The 16,898-nt window shown below is 74.1% G+C and carries 10 protein-coding genes and 3 riboswitches; of the genes, 4 read left to right on the top strand and 6 right to left on the bottom strand.

What is annotated here, in order from left to right; genetic code table 11:
- The first annotated feature begins 349 nt into the window (after nucleotides 1-349).
- On the top strand, nucleotides 350-2,836 hold the full coding sequence (locus tag ACIPYS_RS22505) for an RICIN domain-containing protein (protein ID WP_400748673.1): 2,487 nt from the start codon (nucleotides 350-352) through the stop codon (nucleotides 2,834-2,836).
- 105 nt (nucleotides 2,837-2,941) lie between these two features.
- Here ACIPYS_RS22505 and ACIPYS_RS22500 read toward each other — a convergent pair whose 3' ends face one another.
- From ACIPYS_RS22500 to ACIPYS_RS22475, 6 genes are read right to left on the bottom strand one after another with little or no spacing between them, the layout of a single operon-like run.
- Nucleotides 2,942-3,274 carry a hypothetical protein gene (locus ACIPYS_RS22500; RefSeq protein ID WP_400748670.1) on the bottom strand — a complete coding sequence of 111 codons (333 nt, stop codon included), beginning with the start codon at nucleotides 3,272-3,274 and terminating at the stop codon, nucleotides 2,942-2,944.
- A gap of 32 nt (nucleotides 3,275-3,306) precedes the next feature.
- On the bottom strand, nucleotides 3,307-4,152 hold the full coding sequence (locus ACIPYS_RS22495; RefSeq protein WP_093858517.1) for an ECF transporter S component: 846 nt from the start codon (nucleotides 4,150-4,152) through the stop codon (nucleotides 3,307-3,309).
- Nucleotides 4,149-5,846 (bottom strand): ABC transporter ATP-binding protein, encoded by a 1,698-nt coding sequence (locus ACIPYS_RS22490; protein ID WP_400748666.1) that lies wholly within the window; start codon nucleotides 5,844-5,846, stop codon nucleotides 4,149-4,151. Before ACIPYS_RS22490 ends, ACIPYS_RS22495 begins: the two co-directional genes overlap by 4 nt.
- The gene (locus tag ACIPYS_RS22485; RefSeq protein WP_400748663.1) at nucleotides 5,843-7,141 is read right to left on the bottom strand and encodes a CbiQ family ECF transporter T component; all 1,299 of its coding nucleotides are present in this window, start codon (nucleotides 7,139-7,141) and stop codon (nucleotides 5,843-5,845) included. The genes ACIPYS_RS22490 and ACIPYS_RS22485 overlap by 4 nt, the downstream gene beginning before the upstream one ends.
- A 4-nt stretch (nucleotides 7,142-7,145) precedes the next feature.
- Nucleotides 7,146-8,447 (bottom strand): hypothetical protein, encoded by a 1,302-nt coding sequence (locus tag ACIPYS_RS22480; RefSeq protein ID WP_400748661.1) that lies wholly within the window; start codon nucleotides 8,445-8,447, stop codon nucleotides 7,146-7,148.
- On the bottom strand, nucleotides 8,444-11,497 hold the full coding sequence (locus ACIPYS_RS22475) for a prenyltransferase/squalene oxidase repeat-containing protein (protein ID WP_400748658.1): 3,054 nt from the start codon (nucleotides 11,495-11,497) through the stop codon (nucleotides 8,444-8,446). Before ACIPYS_RS22475 ends, ACIPYS_RS22480 begins: the two co-directional genes overlap by 4 nt.
- A 101-nt stretch (nucleotides 11,498-11,598) precedes the next feature.
- Nucleotides 11,599-11,740: riboswitch (cobalamin riboswitch) on the bottom strand.
- 82 nt (nucleotides 11,741-11,822) lie between these two features.
- Nucleotides 11,823-11,900, top strand: a riboswitch (cobalamin riboswitch).
- Between the two features lie 125 nt (nucleotides 11,901-12,025).
- Here ACIPYS_RS22475 and ACIPYS_RS22470 point away from each other — a divergent pair.
- The 3 genes from ACIPYS_RS22470 to metE all read left to right on the top strand — a co-directional run bounded on the left by ACIPYS_RS22470 (nucleotide 12,026) and on the right by metE (nucleotide 16,769).
- Entirely contained in the window at nucleotides 12,026-13,453 is a 1,428-nt protein-coding gene (locus ACIPYS_RS22470) for a hypothetical protein (protein WP_400748655.1), read from the top strand.
- A 158-nt stretch (nucleotides 13,454-13,611) separates the two neighbouring features.
- A complete protein-coding gene (locus ACIPYS_RS22465; protein WP_400748653.1) occupies nucleotides 13,612-13,953 on the top strand; it encodes a hypothetical protein in 342 nt (113 codons plus the stop codon).
- A gap of 121 nt (nucleotides 13,954-14,074) precedes the next feature.
- A riboswitch (cobalamin riboswitch) is annotated at nucleotides 14,075-14,278 on the top strand.
- A 175-nt stretch (nucleotides 14,279-14,453) separates the two neighbouring features.
- Nucleotides 14,454-16,769: a 5-methyltetrahydropteroyltriglutamate--homocysteine S-methyltransferase gene (gene metE, locus ACIPYS_RS22460; protein ID WP_400748650.1), complete on the top strand. Its 2,316-nt coding sequence runs from the start codon at nucleotides 14,454-14,456 to the stop codon at nucleotides 16,767-16,769.
- Nucleotides 16,770-16,898 lie beyond the last annotated feature (129 nt).

Below are 16,898 nucleotides of genomic sequence, written 5' to 3'. Positions count from 1 at the left end.
CGCGGCCACCGGGCGAGCCCTTGACAGTCGCGACGTCCCCTGCCACCGTTTGATCGCAGTTGCTCTCTGACGCATATTTTCAAGCAACTTCAGTCAGGGATCTTTCAAGCAACTTCAGTCAGGTCCGAGTCGGATCGGTCCGAGGGACACCGGATGACCCCCGGACCACCGCTCCTCGCCCGACCCCCGGGCTCCCGGAGCCGGACGTCCCCGTTCACGGCCGACGATCGCCGTAGCCCCGCCCGACCGCCGCCGTGCCGACAGGCCACCCGGCGGCCCACGCGGAACCCCGAACGGCGGTCCTGGTCGGCCCTCCCCCACCAGCGCGTTGTCCCCCCAAGGAGCTCTCGTGTCATCCCCGCCGCGCAGAATCCTCGCCACCGCCCTCGCCGCCGCCCTGCTCGGGGCCGGCGCCGCCGCCACCCCGCCCGCAGCCGCGTCGACCCCCGACCGCGCCGGCTACACGATCAGCGTCGGCTCCCCCGTCCCGTACCCGCACCCGACGGACACCCCCGCCGTCCCGTACACCGACAAGGACGGCACCTTCTGGTTCCAGCAGTCGGCCGCCCTGTACGGCACCAAGGAGCCCAGGTACTGGGACTTCTTCACCGGGACCGACTTCGACACCGCCTCCCGGTCGAGCACCGTCAGCGACGCGGTGAATCCGGCGAACCCCAGCGACCGGAACAACGACACGACCTGGCGGTGCAACAACAGCCCCACCGGCCTCACGTCGAGCTTCGCCGTCGGCAGCGCCAGCTACTCGCAGAAGAACTTCTGCGACCTGTCGGGCATCTGGGTCGACCCGGACACCGGTGACTGGTACGGCCTGGTGCACAACGAGTTCACCCCGCAACCCTTCGGCGACGGCCTCCACTTCGACGCCATCGACTACGCGGTCTCCGCCGACCAGGGCCGCACGTGGACCATCAGGGACCACGTGATCACCTCGCCGTTCAGCACCGTCCGGGGCGACACCACGCAGTTCCCCAACCAGACCTACCACTACGGCGACGGCGACCAGCGCCTGTTCGTCGACACCGCCTCGGGCTACTTCTACGTCTTCTACGGCTCGCGCATCGTCGACAAGAACGGCGGCTGGAAGGCCTTCCACGAGCACGTGGCCCGGGCGCCGATCTCCGGCAAGATGGCGCCCTCCAGCTGGCAGAAGTGGTACGACGGTGCCTGGTCCCAGGCCGGAGTCGGCGGCAAGGAAAGCAACATGGTGCCGGTCGGCGCCTCCAGCGCCACCGGCTACACCCCGGTCGCGGGCGAGTACGACCCGGCGAACACCGGCACCTCGGCCCAGCAGATCGCCGCGGGCACGATGCCGGCGACCTCACCACTGTTCGTCATGGACATCACCTACAACGCGTACCTGGGCCTGTACATCGGCGAGCCGCAGGGCGTCGACCAGAGCGGGAACGCACCCCAGCAGTACTACGCCACCGACAATCTGGCCACCCAGAAGTGGTACCCGATCGGCAACAGCGGCAGCTACCGCACCGCCTCCTGGTACCGCTGGTTCCTCGACAGCGCGAACCGCACCAGCTCCGGCATCGTCGGCAAGAACTTCCGCACCTACTGCGCCTTCGGCTGCTCGGGCGGCGCCTCGGGCGAGTACGTGGACGTGAGCATCGGCTCGTCCGCACCCGCCCCGGCCCCGGTCGACCCGACGAAGGCCTACCGGATCTCCGGCGGCAACGGCCGGATCCTCGCCCAGGTCCCCGGGAGCTCGGCCACCACCTCGGTCGCCACGGCCACCGCCTCCGCGCTGCAGGCCTGGGTCTTCACCGGCAACGGCGACGGCTCCTACCGGATCACCAACGCCTCGACCGGGAAACTGCTCGGCGTCGATGCCTCCTCGAAGGCGGGCCGCGCGTGGGGTGCCAAGCCGATCGTCACCGCCGCCGGTACGAGCGGCCCCGGCGTCGGGCAGCAGTGGTTCGTCGTCCCCGGAACGTCCGCGGGCAACGGGTCCGCCTCCGGAACGTACCGCCTGGTCAACCGCTACAGCGGCCTGGTGATCGGGCTGTCCACGGACTCCGCCCGCGCGTCCGAGACCACGCCGACCCGCACCTGGAGCAACACCACGGGCAGCCCGGTCGGCGGGACGCGCGGCGCGGCCGAGCAGACCCTGACGCTGACCCGGACCGGCCCCGCGCCCGCGATCGTCACCGTCAACGACCCCGGCGCCCGGTCCACCAAGGTCAACACCCCCGTCAGCCTGCAGATCCAGGCGGACTCCGGCGGCGCCGGCACCCTCGGCTACAGCGCCGACGGCCTGCCCACCGGCCTGACGATCAACGCCGGAACCGGACTGATCACCGGCACCCCCACCACCGCCGGCGTCTACACCACCACGGTCACCGCCACCGCCGGAACCACCACCGGCAGCACCACCTTCACCTGGACCGTCACCGCCGCGCTCGGCGGCACCCACACCCTCACCGCCTCCGGCAAGGCCCTCGACGACCCCAACCACTCCACCACCCCCGGCACCCAGCTCATCACCTACACCACGGGCACCGGCACCAACCAGAAATGGATCTTCACTCAGCAGGCCGACGGCACGTACCGCGTCGCCAACGCGGAGTCCGGCCTCTGCATGGACGTCAACGGCGGATCCACCACCGCCGGCACGGCCGTCATCCAGTGGACCTGCACCACCGGAGCCAACCAGCGCTGGACCCTGACCCCCACCACCGGCGGCGGCTACAAGATCATCTCCAAGAGCAGCGGGCTCCTCCTCACCACCGCCTCCACCACCGACGGAGCCCTCGTCACCCAGCAGCCGGACACCGACTCGGCGCTCCAGCGCTGGACCGTCGGCTAGCACCCTCGAACACGCCGCACCCTCGGACACACAGACGGGGCAGGGGCCTCCCGGCCGGATCGGACACACCGTCCGCACCGGCCGGGAGGCCCCGGGCGCGGACCCCTACTCCTGCGGAGGACCGGAACCGGCAACAGGAGCGGTTGCGGTCGGCAGGGCGGCGCGGATGTCACCGAGCAGCTCCGGCACTCCCCGGCCCGGAGCCGTCCCGCCGTCCAGACCTTCGAGCAGATCCGCGGGGAGCCTCGCGAGCACCTGTTCCGCCTCGCTCAGCAGTCCGCGGCCCCGGTGCAGTTCCTGCTTCATCCGGGAGACCTGGGTCCGAAGCCCCCCGAGCTGGCGGCGGTTGGCCTCCAGCCCGTCGTACTGCTCGGGGGAGAGGACGACGACCTGGACACCGTGCAGTGTCACCGTCCGGGGCTTGCCGGCCTTCGGCATCGTGATGGACCTTTCCGGATTCGGAGGAGCATTCAGAGGAGCGCCGTTCCCGCAGGCCGCGCGGTGGCGCCGGCCGTGGCGTGCCCCGGTCCGTCGGGCCCCTCGAAGCGCACGGTGGGCTCGAAGTTGGCGCGCCGGGCGGCCCGGCGGAAGACGGTGAGCACGGCGGGGCCGACGACGAGGACGGCGGTGAAGGTGGTGACGGCACGGCCGGTGTCCCAGCCGAGCGAGGTGGCCAGGTCGAAGAGCAGGTAGCGGTGCCACTGCTCGGTGAAGGGCAGACCGGGGAGGTAGGCGATGGAGCTGTTCGGGTCGGTGGAGAAGGGCCAGAACGAGAGATTGAGCAGGAAGCCGAACAGGTAGCCGGAGAACGCCCCGTAGACGGCCAGCATCGGCACCTCCCAACGCCGCCGCAGGCGCGGCAGCAACCCGGCGAGCAGGCCGACGAAGGCGCAGCCGAACATCTGGTACGGCATCCAGGGGCCGACACCGCCGGTGATCAGGGCGGAGGCGAAGAGGGAGGTGCAGCCCAGCGTGAAGCCGAACCCGGGGCCGAAGACCCGCCCGGCGAGCACGAGGAGGAAGAAGACCGTCTCGACCCCGGCGGTACCGGCGCCGAGGGGCCGGAGTCCGGCGTTGACGGCGGACAGGACGCCGAGCATGGCGAGGGCCTTGGCGTCGATGCCGCCGGAGGCGATCTCCGCGATCACCACGGCGAGGACCAGGACGAGCAGGGCGCCGAAGATCAGCGGCGGGGCGTAGTTGGAGCCGAACTTGCCGGGGGCGACGACGAACGGCCAGGTGAAGGCCACCAGGCCGATGAAGGCGGCCAGGGCGATGACCACGCGGGCCCGGCCGGGGACGCGCACGGCGGTCATCGGGTCGCCTCCGCGGGCTGCAGCGCACGAGCCACTTGAGCGACCGTCAGATAACCGAGCGGGGACAGGATCTTGGCGGTCTGCGGCGCGAAGGTGGGCGAGGCGACGATGACGTCGGCGGTGGGACCGTCCGCGACCACCTCGCCCTCCGCCATCACCACCACGCGGTCGGCGGCGGCGGCGACGAACTCGACGTCGTGCGTGGAGACCACGACCGTGCGGCCTTCGGCGGCCAGGGCGTCGACGATGCCGACGAGCGCCTCCTTGGCGTGGTAGTCGAGCCCGCGGGTGGGTTCGTCCAGCAGCACCACCCTCGGGGCGGCGGCGAGTTGGATCGCCAGGACCAGAGCCAGCTTCTGGCCCTCGGAGAGGTCGCGGGGGTGGGTGCCGTCCGGGATGCCGGGGGCGAGACGGTCGAGGATCTGCCGGGCCGTGGGCCCGGACTCCCCTCTCCGGCCGCGCTCCCGGCCCTCGCCCGACTCCAGGTCGCTCTGGGCCAGCTCCTGCGCCACGGACTCCAGGTAGAGCAGGTCGGTGGGGGTCTGCGGGACGAGCCCCACCAGCCGCCTGGCCCGGCTCGCGGACACCTGCTTGGGGTCCTCGGCCGCCTTCCCGTCCGTCCCGGTCACCCGCACGTTCCCGCCCTGGCGCGGGCCGGAGCCCTGGAGGGCCCAGAGCAGGGAGGACTTGCCGGAGCCGTTGCGGCCCATCAGCGCCGTCACCTCCCCGGCCCGCAGGTCGAGTCCGACCTCGCGCACGGCGGCCACCTGGCCGTACCGCACCACGATCCGCTCGGCGCGCAGCACCGACTCGCCCGACACCCGCTCGCCCGACACCGGCTCCCCCGGCGGCGACGGCCGCCGCGGCGCCGGGACGGGGACCCCGGTGAGCCGTTCCCGCAGCGGCGCGGCGGCCCGGCGCGCGTCGCGCACCGAGAGCGGCAGCGGCTGCCAGCCCGCCAGCCGGCCGAGTTCGACGACGGGCGGGGCGATCACGGTGTTCCGGAAGACCTCGGCGGGCGGGCCGTGCACGACGGTGCCGTCACCCGGCAGGTAGGCGATCCGGTCGGCGTACTGGACGACGCGCTCCAGGCGGTGCTCGGCGAGCAGCACCGTCACCCCGAGGTCGTGGACCAGCCGGGTGACGGCCGCGAGCACCTCCTCGGCCGCGGTCGGGTCGAGCGCGGAGGTCGGCTCGTCCAGGACCAGGACGCGCGGGTGGGCGGTCAGCACCGAACCGATGGCGACCCGCTGCTGCTGGCCGCCGGAGAGCTCGTGGAGCGCGCGGTGGCGCAGGTCGGCCAGACCGAGCAGATCGAGGGTCTCCTCCACCCGCTTGCGCATCACCTTCGGCGGGACGGCCAACTGCTCCATCGCGTAGGCGAGTTCCTCCTCCACCGTGTCGGTGACGAAGCCGGCCGACGGGTCCTGTCCCACCACCCCGACCACGTCGGCCAGTTCGCGCGGCGGGTGGTGCGCGGTGTCCCGGCCGTCGACGGTGACCCGGCCGCGCAGGGTGCCGCCGGTGAAGTGCGGCACGAGGCCGTTGACGGCGCCGAGCAGGGTGGACTTGCCGACACCGGTACGGCCGACCACCAGGCAGAGTTCACCCTCGGGGACGTACAGGTCGACATCACGGAGCACCGGCGCGGCCTCGCCGTCGTACACCACGCCCACCTGGTCGAAACGGATCACTTGGTCACCTCGGTGGTCGTGCGGTCGTCGGTGCCGGTCACGCCCGTCGTCGGACCGGTTCGACCGGTCGAACCGGTCGCAACAGCCGGACCGGTCGGAACAGCCGAACCGGCCGCACCGGTCGAGCGCGGCGCGGGCAGGGCCGTGGAACCGGGCGGGCGGCCGGGCGGCGGCGCGACGACACCGGCGGCGCCCGCCAGCAGCAGGGCCGCCACCGGAACGAGTGGCAGGGTCGGCCAACTCAGCGGGTACAGGGACGGGTTGAGGTCGGTGGCGTCGTAGCCGACGGTCCCGAAGAGCAGGGCGGCGGCGGCCACACCGCAGCCGGCCACGGCGAACTCGGCGACGCGCCAGCGGTCCGGCCGGTAGGTGGTGCGCCGCACCCGGCGGCCACCGAGCAGCAGGCCCGCCACACAGAGCCCGGCCCCCGCCAGCAGCGCGGGAAGTCCCAGCACGGCGGGGGCGGTGCCGTCCAGCAGGCCGTACACCCCGGCGCAGAGGCCGCACATGCCGAGCAGCATCAGGGCGCCCGTGGTCCGGCGGGAGCGGCGGGTGGCCGTCCCCGCCCGTCCGTAGCCGCGCGAGTCCATCGCGGCGGCCAGGTGCAGCGAACGCTCCAGGGCGTCCTCCAGCACCGGCACGACGATGCTGCGCAGCGCGCGCACCCCCTTGGTCCGGCCCGCCCGCAACCTCCGTGCGCGGGCGACCCGTTGCACGCTCTGCACCAGCTGCGGAGCGACACTGAGCGACACCGTCACGGCGACACCGAGCTCGTAGAGGGCGCCCGGCAGGACGCGCAGGGCGCGCTTGGGGTTGGCGAGGGTGTTGGCGGCACCGATGCAGCAGATCAGACACGCCAGCCGCAGTCCGTCGAAGGCCGCCGAGAGGGTGGCCTCCAGCGAGACCGGGCCGCCGATCTCGATGCCCGCGTACCAGGCGGGGGTGGGGATGTGCGGGAGCGAGAACAGCAGGTGGTCGTGCGGGGTGATGCCGGTCGCGAAGACGCAGCGGAAGACCACCCGGATCGCCACCACGGTCAGGGCGAGCCACAGGTAGTACTTGAACCCCCGCGCCCACGGCGCCTCGGTCCGGCGGGCGGTGACCACGAAACCGAGTACCGCGAGGACGAGCAGGAGCAGCAGCGGATTGGTGGTGCGGCTCGCCGCCGTCGCCAGCGCCAGCGCCCAGATCCACCAGGCCAGGGGGTGCAGGTCGCGCGGGATCCGCCGGCCTCCCCCGGCCCGCGCGGAGGCGGGTCGCGGGAGGGCGGCGGCGGGCTTGTCGAGCGTGCTCACCCGGTCACTCGGCCTGTCGCCGGCGACGGCGGCCGACAGCCAGCGTGGTCAGGCCCAGCAGCACCAGGAGGACGACGCCCACCACGGCGGGGACGATCGACCCGGAGTCGTGCGGCGCGTCGGCGGCCGGGGCCGCGTTCATCACCACCGGGCCGGCCGCCGCGGCGGGCGCCGGGGCCGTCGGAGTGTCGGTCGGCGCCACCGCGGGAGTGCTCTCGACGGTCTCGGGCGTCTCCGCCGGGGCCGGGGCGGGCGGTTCCGTGCTCGCGCCGTCCGGTGGCGGGGGCACCGCGCTCTCCGGTGCCGGATCCGTAGGCACCGGGGCCGGGGCCCCGGCCTCCGGCGTCACCGGCCGGGGGCGTCCGGCGCCGCCGGAGGTCCCGTTCGGGGTCGTCGCCCCGGTGGACGGCTTCTTCGGGGTCGTGGCGCCGCCGCTCGTACCGCCCGAGCTCGCACCTCCCCCACTCGTGCCGGTGCCCGCGGCGCTTCCGCCTCCGGCGCTGCCGCCTCCGCTCGCGCCGGCGCCGGCGGAGGAGCCTCCCGATCCGGTGCCACCGCCGGAGGAGGCGGTTCCTCCGGCGGAACCGCTCCCGCCGGTGGCGGCGGCTCCGCCCGACGAGGCGGAACCGCCCGAGGAGGCGGCGCCGCCGGTCGTCGCGCCGGCCGTGCCACCGCTCGTGGAGCCGCCGTTGCCGCCCGTCCCGGGGTCGGTCGGCGGCGGGGTCGGGTCCGGGGGCGTGCCCGTCCCACCGCCGGTCGAGGTGTTGTGCGCGCGCAGGGTGTCGGGCGCGACGGTCGGCCGGCCCTCGGTGCCCTCGATGTTGGTCCCGCCGAAGATCCACAGGTCGACGCTGCCGGGCTTGGGCTGGTAGCTCATCGCGCCCAACTGGCTGTACGACCAGTCGTTCTGGCCCGGATCCGCGTGCCAGTACGACCAGTACGCGGTGGCCGGCGGGGTCAGGACGCACTTCTCCTGGTCCGGGGTGGGGAACTGCTTGCCGCCCTGGAAGCCGCTGTAGCCGATGCGGCAGATGAACGCCGGACCGTCGTGCCCGGTGCCGGTGGTCTTCCAGCCGCCCTGGTTCAGCAGCGTGTACCCGGTGGTGGGGGTGGTGCCGCAGGAACGCAGCAGCGGACCGCCCCACTTGCTGAAGTCCACCGCCAGCACCACACCGGAGGTGGTGGTGCACTGCTCGATCGGCAGCGGGGCCGCGACCGCCGGCGTCGTGGCCGCGCCGATTCCTCCGGCCGCGAGGGCGAGCGTCGCCGCGGCGGCTCCGACCAGTCGGCCGATCCGCCGGATCACCGGTGACGCCCCGGGGTCGAGCCCGCGCGGCGGCGGGCGACGAGGACCGCACCGGCTCCGGCGGCGGTCAGCAGTGCCGCGACACTCGCCAGTCCGAGCGCCTCGCCTCCGGTGGTGGCCAGGCTCCCCGTGCCCGTGCGGGCCTGCACCGGTCCGGCCGGGACCGCGCCGCCGTTCCGCGGACCGTCGACACCACCGGCGAGCGGTCCCTCGACGGGCTGAACGACGCTTCCGCCGGCGGGCGGGGTGACCGACATGCCGGGGGGCACGGGGGAACCGGTGGGCGACGGGGAGGAGGAGGCGGTACCGGTCGCCGTCGCCGTCGATGTCGATGTCGCCGTGACGGTGGCCGTGGGGCTGGGGGTCCGGGTGACCGTGGCGGTGGGCGTCGGCGTACCGGTCGAGGTCGGCGTGGCCGTCGCCGTCGGGGTACCCGTCGCGGTGGGCGTCGGCGTACCGGTCGAGGTCGGCGTGGCCGTGGCCGTCGGGGTACCCGTCGCGGTGGGCGTCGGCGAACCGGTCGGCGTCCCCGTGGCCGTCGCGGTCGGGGTGGGCGTCGGCGTGCCGCCGAGCTCGCGGCGCAGGGTGCCGAAGGAGATCCCGGTCGCGCCGCCCACCGCCTGGGTGGAGGCCCGGACGTCCGAACCCTGCTGCCCCTCGGAGGCCACGTTGAAGCCGCCGTCGGCGTTCTGCTGTCCGGCGAGGGAGTCGAGCGCCTTCGCGATCCGGGGAGCGTAGGCGGACTGGCGGAGGGTCATGCCCTGGATCGCGAGGGCGGCCGAGTTGGTCGAGTTGCCGGACGCGCCGGGGAAGCCGCCGTCCGGCAGCTGCCGGCCGGCCAGCCAGGAGACACCCCTGTCGACGGCCCGGGCGGCCTCGTCACCGGGGACGAGTGCGAGGGCCATCACGGCCATCGCGGTGCTGTCCACGTCGGAGTCGCCGGTGGCGGGGACGAGGCTCGGCCAGGAGCCGTCGGCGTGCTGGAGGCTCTTGAGGTAGGTGACGGCGGCGGCGGCGTTGGCCGCGTCGCCGGCCCGGTACTGGGCCATGATGCCGAGCGCCTGGGAGAACACCGAGGTGGCCCAGGTGTAGTTGCCGGGTCCGGCGCAGCCGGTGGCGTCGTCGGCCTTGGCGCAGACCGCCGCGGCCAGGGCCGCGATCAGGTCGTGGCCGCCGAAGGCCCGCGGGTCGCGGCCGACGACCTCGGCCAGGAGGGCCTCCTTGCCGATGGAGCCGCCGCTGGCGTACTCGGTGCCGATGCCGGTCCAGTCGTTGACGGTGCGCTCGCCGGTGTCCTTGCCCTGCTGGTCGAGGAAGTCGACGATCCGGCGCAGGGCCGCGTCGTCCGCTCCGGTGGCGGCGAGGGCGAAGGCACCGTCGATGGTGAGGCCGAAGTCCGCGAAGTCCGGGAACGCCTCGTAGTAGTGGCCGCCGATCAGGTTCGCCGGGGCGGTCAGGTAGGCGCTGCCCCTGGCCAGGTCGGGGGTCCGGCCCGCGGGCGCGGTCGGGGTGGTGGTGGCGCCGTTCGGGTTGTGGCGGACGGTACTGGGGTCGGTGCCGGTCAGCGCCAGCACGGCCTGTTCGGTGGCGGCCGGGTCGGCGTCGGTCGTCGACTCGTCGGGGAGGAAGCCGCCGTCCTTGCCCTGCCGGCCGCCGAGCCATGCCTTCGCGGCGCTCTGCCTGGCGCCCTGCCCGATGGCGAGCAGGGCCTGGGCTGCGGCGGCGGTGCTCACGGTGTCACCGGGGGCCCCGGCGTACGGGGCGTAGGAACCGTCGGCCTGCTGGCCCGCCACGAGCCGGTCGGCGGCCTTCTTCGCGACGGCCTCGCCCCCGCCCGTTCCGCGCAGGGCGAGGACGGCGAGGCCGGTGGCCACCGGGTCGGCTTCGCAGTTGTCCCCGGCGACGATCATCGAGCCGGCGATCCCGCCGTCGGCGCACTGGAGCACCGCGAACCGCGCGAGCACCGACGCGGTAGGCGTCACACCCGCGCGCCGCAGGGCGATCACGCCCCAGGCCTGGGTCCAGGGCGAGGCCGCGCCGTAGAAGTCCCCGGCGGCCGTGCACTTGCCGTTCTCGCCCTGGGCGGCGCACACGTGCTCGGTCAGCGCGGCGATCAGGTCGCGGCCGCCGAAGGCCCGGGGGTCGCCCTCGGTGCTCTCGGCGACCAGGGCCAGCAGAGCGGCGGCCCTGGAGTCGGGCTTCCCGGCGGGTCCGTCCGGGAAGAGGAACTCGTCGATGTGCGCGGCGAGGTAGGCGACGACCTTGCGCAGGGCGGGGTCCTGGGTCCCGGCGGCGGCGAGGGCGATCGCGGTCTGGGCGGTCCGGGGGAAGTCCGCGCCCTCGAAGGCCCAGTTGCCCATGTACTCACCGTTGACCAGCTGGGCGGCCAGCCAGGCGGCCGCCGCGGCGGGGTCGCCGGGCTTGGTGGAGGGGACGGTCGGGCTCGGGGAGGGGGACGCGGTGGCCGACGGCGAGGGCCCGGTGTTCTTGGCGCGGACGGAGTCCGGGGTGAAGGTGGGCGCCCCGCTGGTGCCGCCGATGTCGGTGCCGCCGAAGACCCAGGCCTCGACCTCGCCCGGCTTGGGCTTCTGGGTCAGGGCTCCGTAGCGGCTGTAGGTCCAGGTGTCCTGGCCGGCCTCCGCGATCCAGTAGGACCAGTACGCCGTCGCCTGCGGGGTGGTGGTGCAGGGTTCCTCGGCCACGGTCGGGTACTGGGTCCCGCTGTCGAAGGTCCCGTTGCCGATCCGGCAGATGAAGCCGGGGCCGTCGTGCTCGGTGCCGGTGGTGCCGAAGCCCGCGTTGTGCAGCAGGTTCATGCCGGTCGTGGGGTGGGCGTCGCAGCCCCGGACCACGCCGCCGCCCCAGTGGCCGAAGTCGACGGCGACGATCGCGCCGGTGGTGGCCGTGCACTCCTCGATCGGGTCGGCGGCGGCCCGGCCGGGATGTCCGATCAGCACGGTGCCGCCCGCGGCGACCGCGACGGCACTGGCCGCGACGAGGGACGCGAGCCCCCGGAATCCGTGGCTCGTACGACTGCTGCTGGGCCTCACTGGCGACTCCCCGATCGGTCATCGGGTCGCACGACGCAGCCGACGGCCCCTCGCACGAGGAACCGCCCGGACCGCGTCGTAGTCCACGACGACGCAAGCACTCCTGAACAGGACCTCGGCGCAGGCATTCCGGCTCATCCGCCGCTGGGGACGGATCTACGGTTGCGGGTCAGCGCCGGAATCGGACCGGCTTCCCCTGACTGCCGAGGAGAAAAAATCGGTTCATCAGACCATGGGGGTAGGAGGAGCGTCAACGGTGCGTCATGTCGCTTTCCCCACCTCGTGGTCCCTCCGGCGGTGCGGTAGCGTCCCCGGTGGCCGAGCGGGGGAACCCGGTGCGAATCCGGGGCTGACGCGCAGCGGTGTGGAGCGGCGCGCGGCGTCGCTCCGAGCCCGGATGCCCGCCCGGCCGCGCAGCATCAGCGACAGCCAGCCCACGCGATCCGGGCGGCCGCCGCCCCACCGCCCCGCGCCGCACCGGCGCCCGGGCCGGGGCCGGATCGGCGCCCGCCACTCCGAGGAGTCCCCGTGCCCGTTCCCGCCCTCCCGCGCTCCGTCCCGTCCCGTGCCGCCTCCGCGGTGACCGTCGCGGTGGCGGCCGGTGCCCTGGTCCTGTCGGCCGTTCCGGCCCACGCGACCGCGACCCCGGCCCAGATAGCCACCTCCAAGAGCACCGGTGTGACCTACCTGAAGTCCCTCCAGGCCGCCGACGGCAGCTACGTGACCGGCGGCGGGCTCTCCAACGAGTGGGCCTTCAGCGCCCTCGCCGCCGCGGGCACGGCCGCCGCCGACGTGACCCCCGGCGGCGACCCCACCAAGAACGCCCGCCTCGTCTACCGCAACCAGCTCGCCGCCGCCGGCTGGCCCGGGGCCTCCCCCGTCGCGACCGACTACCAGCGCGGCACCCTCAACGCCTACGCCGCCGGCATCGACCCCGCCCGCGTCGGCCCCGGCCGCAACCTGATCGCCGACCTGGTCGCGTACTGGCAGACCGCCGAACCCGGCTACTACGGCCCGTCCGCCAACTTCAACGGCACGGTCTTCGGGCTGCTCGCCCTCGGCGGCGCCAAGACCCAGAGCGGGACGAAGCGCGTGCCGCAGGCCCTGCTGGACGCCTCCGTCACGGCCGTGCGCGCCAACCAGCACACCGACGGCGGCTGGAACTACAGCAAGGCCGCGGGCGACCCCACCGAACTCGGCAAGGGCAGCGACATCGACATGACCGGCGCGGCCATGGCCTCCCTGTGCGTCGGCGGCGTCCCCAACACCGACGCCGCGGTGGTGGCCGCCAAGAACTTCCTCAAGGGCAAGCTGCTGTCCTCCGGCGCGTTCAACGCCATGTGGGGCGCCAACACCGACTCCAACGGCTGGGCCGTCTCCGGCCTCAACGCCTGCGGCATCAACCCCCAGGGCACCGACTTCACCAGCGGCACCGGCAAGACCCCGGTCGACTTCCTGATCGCCCAGCAGTTCAAGCCCGGCGGCGGCTTCAAGTACCTGTCCACCGACACCGTCCCCTCCGCCTACGCCTCCGTCGACGGGCTTCGCGCCGTCGCCGGCGCCGGCTTCACCGCCACCCCGCCCGCACCGGTCGCGGCCGGGGAACCGGCGTGGGCGGCCACCTCCGCCTTCACCGCCGGCACCGCCGCCCGCCTCGCCCTCGTCGTCGACAACGGCACCGCCACGCCGAAGGTCTGCGCCGTCACCCTCACCCCGACCGGCGGCACCGTCACCCTCGGCGACGTCCTCGACGCCGCCGCCACCGCCACGCCGAGCGGCTGCGTCACCTCCGTCACGCCGTCCACCGGCGCGGGCACCATCACCGCGATCAACGGCACCGCCAACAGCGGTCCGTCCACCTGGAAGGTCGTCCTGGACGGCGGCACGGCCGCCGCCGCCACCCGCGCCACGACCGTCCACGTCGGCGACACCGTCTCGCTGCGGTACGGCAGCTGATCCAGGACACGCCGCGGGTCGCGGGTCCCCGGGCGCGGTAGCAGGGGCCTGCGGCCCACCGCTCGTTCCGCCGGGGTGGCGGGAACGCGCGGCAGCGAGGAGCATCACCGTGCGGCGCCACCGCACCGCCGGACATTCGAGCAGGGGGACGGTTCCACATGAGGACTTCCAGGTGGGCGGCGGCGTGCTACGTCGCCCTGGTCGCGGTGTCGGCCGCGTTGGGCGGGGCGACCGGGAACGGACGGTTCTACCTCGCGGCCGTCGTCCTGACGCTGCCCGTCGGGCTCGTCGCCCTGGTGGCGGTCTACGTCGTCCGGGGCCTGCTGACCGGTGTGGGCGGCCTGTTCACCGGAACGAGACTGCCCGACGGTTCCGACCCCGCCTGGCTGACGGACGCGGGCGTCGTGGCCAACACGCTGCTCTTCACGGCCGCGGCGGTCGCCACCGTGTTCGTGGCCCGCCGGTTCTCGGCCCGCCGCCGCACGCACCGGGCGGCCTGACCGCCCGTCACCGCGGCCTCCGACAGTCCGTCCGTGTGACGGTGCCGGTCTCAACCAGTGGGCAGAATGGTGGAACGGGCTGCACCGCCGGGTGATCTGCGTCTACGCTGGCCCGTGCAGCTGGTTCGTCCTGCCCGCCAGGCAGGACGTCGTAAGAGGGAACCCGGTGAAGCCATTCGACTGGCCAGTCCGGGACTGCCCCGCAGCGGTGAGTGGGAACGACCGCCGTCATACGCACTGGGCCCGGGAGGGCCTGGGAAGCGACGGCCAGTAGGAATCCGCCCTCGAGGAGGGCGGACGTGCCCGCGAGTCCGAAGACCTGCCACTGCCCGCGCGCGACCGATCGCGCACGGCTATCCGGTGACCTCGTGGGCGGGTCGGCGACCATACCCGGCAGATCGGGCCCGTTCGTCGACGGCGCCGGCTGCCCGGTTCGTCATCCTTCGCGCCCTCGTTCCGTCATCGGGACCAGAGGAATCAGACTCGCGAAGGAGAGTCCCTTGACCACGAAGTCCGCAGCCGCGGCGACCCTCGCCACCGCGTACGGCTACCCCCGCCAGGGCCGGGGCCGGGAGCTCAAGAAGGCGATCGAGGGCTACTGGAAGGGCACGGTCACCGCCCAGGCGCTGCTGGCCACGGCCGCCGACCTGCGCCGCGGGAACTGGCAGCAGCTCGCCGACTCCGGCGTCGAAGAGGTCCCCACCGGTGACTTCTCGCTGTACGACCACGTGCTCGACACCACGGTCGCCGTCGGTGCGATCCCGGCCCGCCACCGGGCCGCCGTCGACGCCGACCCGCTGGACGGCTACTTCGCCATGGCGCGCGGCACCCAGGACGTCGCGCCGCTGGAGATGACCAAGTGGTTCGACACCAACTACCACTACCTGGTGCCCGAGCTGGGCCCCGACACGGTCTTCACCGCCGACCCCGCCAAGGCCGTCGGCGAACTCACCGAAGCCCTCGCGCTCGGCCACGACGCCCGCCCGGTCCTGGTCGGCCCGGTCACCTACCTGCTGCTGGCCAAGCCCGCCCCGGGCGTGGCGGCCGACTTCCAGCCGATCACCCTGCTCGACCGACTGCTGCCGGTCTACGCGGAACTCCTCGCCGCGCTGAAGGCCGCCGGCGCCCAGTGGGTGCAGCTGGACGAGCCCGCTCTCGTCCAGGACCGCACCCCGGCCGAACTGAACACCGCCGCCCGCGCCTACCGCGAGCTCGGCGCCCTCACCGACCGGCCCAAGCTGCTGGTCGCGAGCTACTTCGACCGCCTCGGCGACGCCCTGCCGGTGCTCGCCAAGGCACCCGTCGAGGGCCTGGCGCTCGACTTCACCGGCCCCGCCGCCGCGAATCTGGACGACCTCGCCGCCGTCGGCGGTCTGCCGGGCAAGCGGCTGGTCGCGGGCGTCGTCGACGGGCGCAACATCTGGATCAACGACCTGGAGAAGTCGCTCGCCACCCTGGCGACCCTGCTCGGCCTCGCCGACCGCGTCGACGTCGCACCGTCCTGCTCCCTGCTGCACGTGCCGATCGACGCCGCCCTGGAACGCGACGTCGACCCGCAGATCGCCCGCTGGCTCGCCTTCGCCAAGCAGAAGGCCGCCGAGTCCGCCCTGCTCGCCCGAGGACTGCGCGAGGGCACCGGTGCGATCACCGCCGACCTCGCCGCCAACCGCGCCGACCTCGCCTCCCGGGCCGGCTCGCCGATCACCCGTGACCCGGCCGTGCGCGCCCGCACCGCCGCCGTCACCGCCGACGACGCCCGCCGCACCCAGCCCTACCCGCAGCGTGCCGTGGCCCAGCGCGCCCGCCTCGGCCTGCCCCTGCTGCCCACCACCACCATCGGCTCCTTCCCGCAGACCACCGAACTGCGCGTCGCCCGTGCCGACCTGACCGCCGGACGGATCGACACCGCCGCCTACCGGGAGCGGATGGAGGCCGAGGTCCGCGAGGTGATCGCCTACCAGGAGAAGGCCGGCCTCGACGTCCTGGTGCACGGCGAGCCCGAGCGCAACGACATGGTCCAGTACTTCGCCGAACAGCTCACCGGCTACCTCGCCACCCGGCACGGCTGGGTGCAGTCCTACGGCACCCGCTACGTGCGCCCGCCGGTCCTCGCCGGCGACATCTCCCGCCCGCACCCGATGACCGTCGACTGGTTCCGTTTCGCCCAGGACCTCACCGACCGCCCCGTCAAGGGCATGCTCACCGGCCCCGTCACCATGCTCGCCTGGTCCTTCGTCCGCGACGACCAGCCGCTCGCCGACACCGCCCGCCAGGTCGCCCTGGCCCTGCGCGACGAGGTCACCGACCTCGAGGCCGCCGGCGCCGCCGTCGTCCAGGTCGACGAACCCGCCCTGCGGGAGACCCTGCCGCTGCGCGCCGCCGACCGCCCCGCCTACCTCGACTGGGCCACCGAGTCCTTCCGGCTCGCGACCTCGGGCGTGCGCGCGGACACCCAGATCCACACCCACATGTGCTACGCCGAATTCGGCGCGATCATGACCGCGATCGACGAACTCGACGCCGACGTCATCTCCCTGGAGGCCACCCGCTCCCACATGCAGGTCGCCGGCGAACTCGCCGCCGCAGGCTACCCGCGCGAGGTCGGACCGGGTGTCTGGGACATCCACTCCCCGCGCGTCCCCAGCACCGAGGAAGCCACCGAACTGCTCCGGGCGGGCCTGGCCGCGATCCCGGCCGAGCGGCTCTGGGTCAACCCCGACTGCGGCCTGAAGACCCGCGGCTGGACCGAGACCCGGGCCTCCCTCGACAGCCTCGTCGGCGCCGCCCGCCGCCTGCGCGAGGAACTCGCCGGCTGACCGTCGCGGTGAACTCAAGGGGCGGGGGGGCCCCCCGGGTGGGGGCCCCCCCCCCGGGCCCTTGGCCACAACGACACGGCGGGGGGGGGGGTGCGGCGCGGCGGACCCGGGGGGGGCCCCCGGCCAGGG

It is taken from the genome of Kitasatospora sp. NPDC089913, assembly GCF_044748625.1.
GTDB lineage: Bacteria > Actinomycetota > Actinomycetes > Streptomycetales > Streptomycetaceae > Kitasatospora.
Note: the sequence above shows the minus strand (reverse complement) of the source record. Positions and strands in the feature narration are given on the sequence as shown.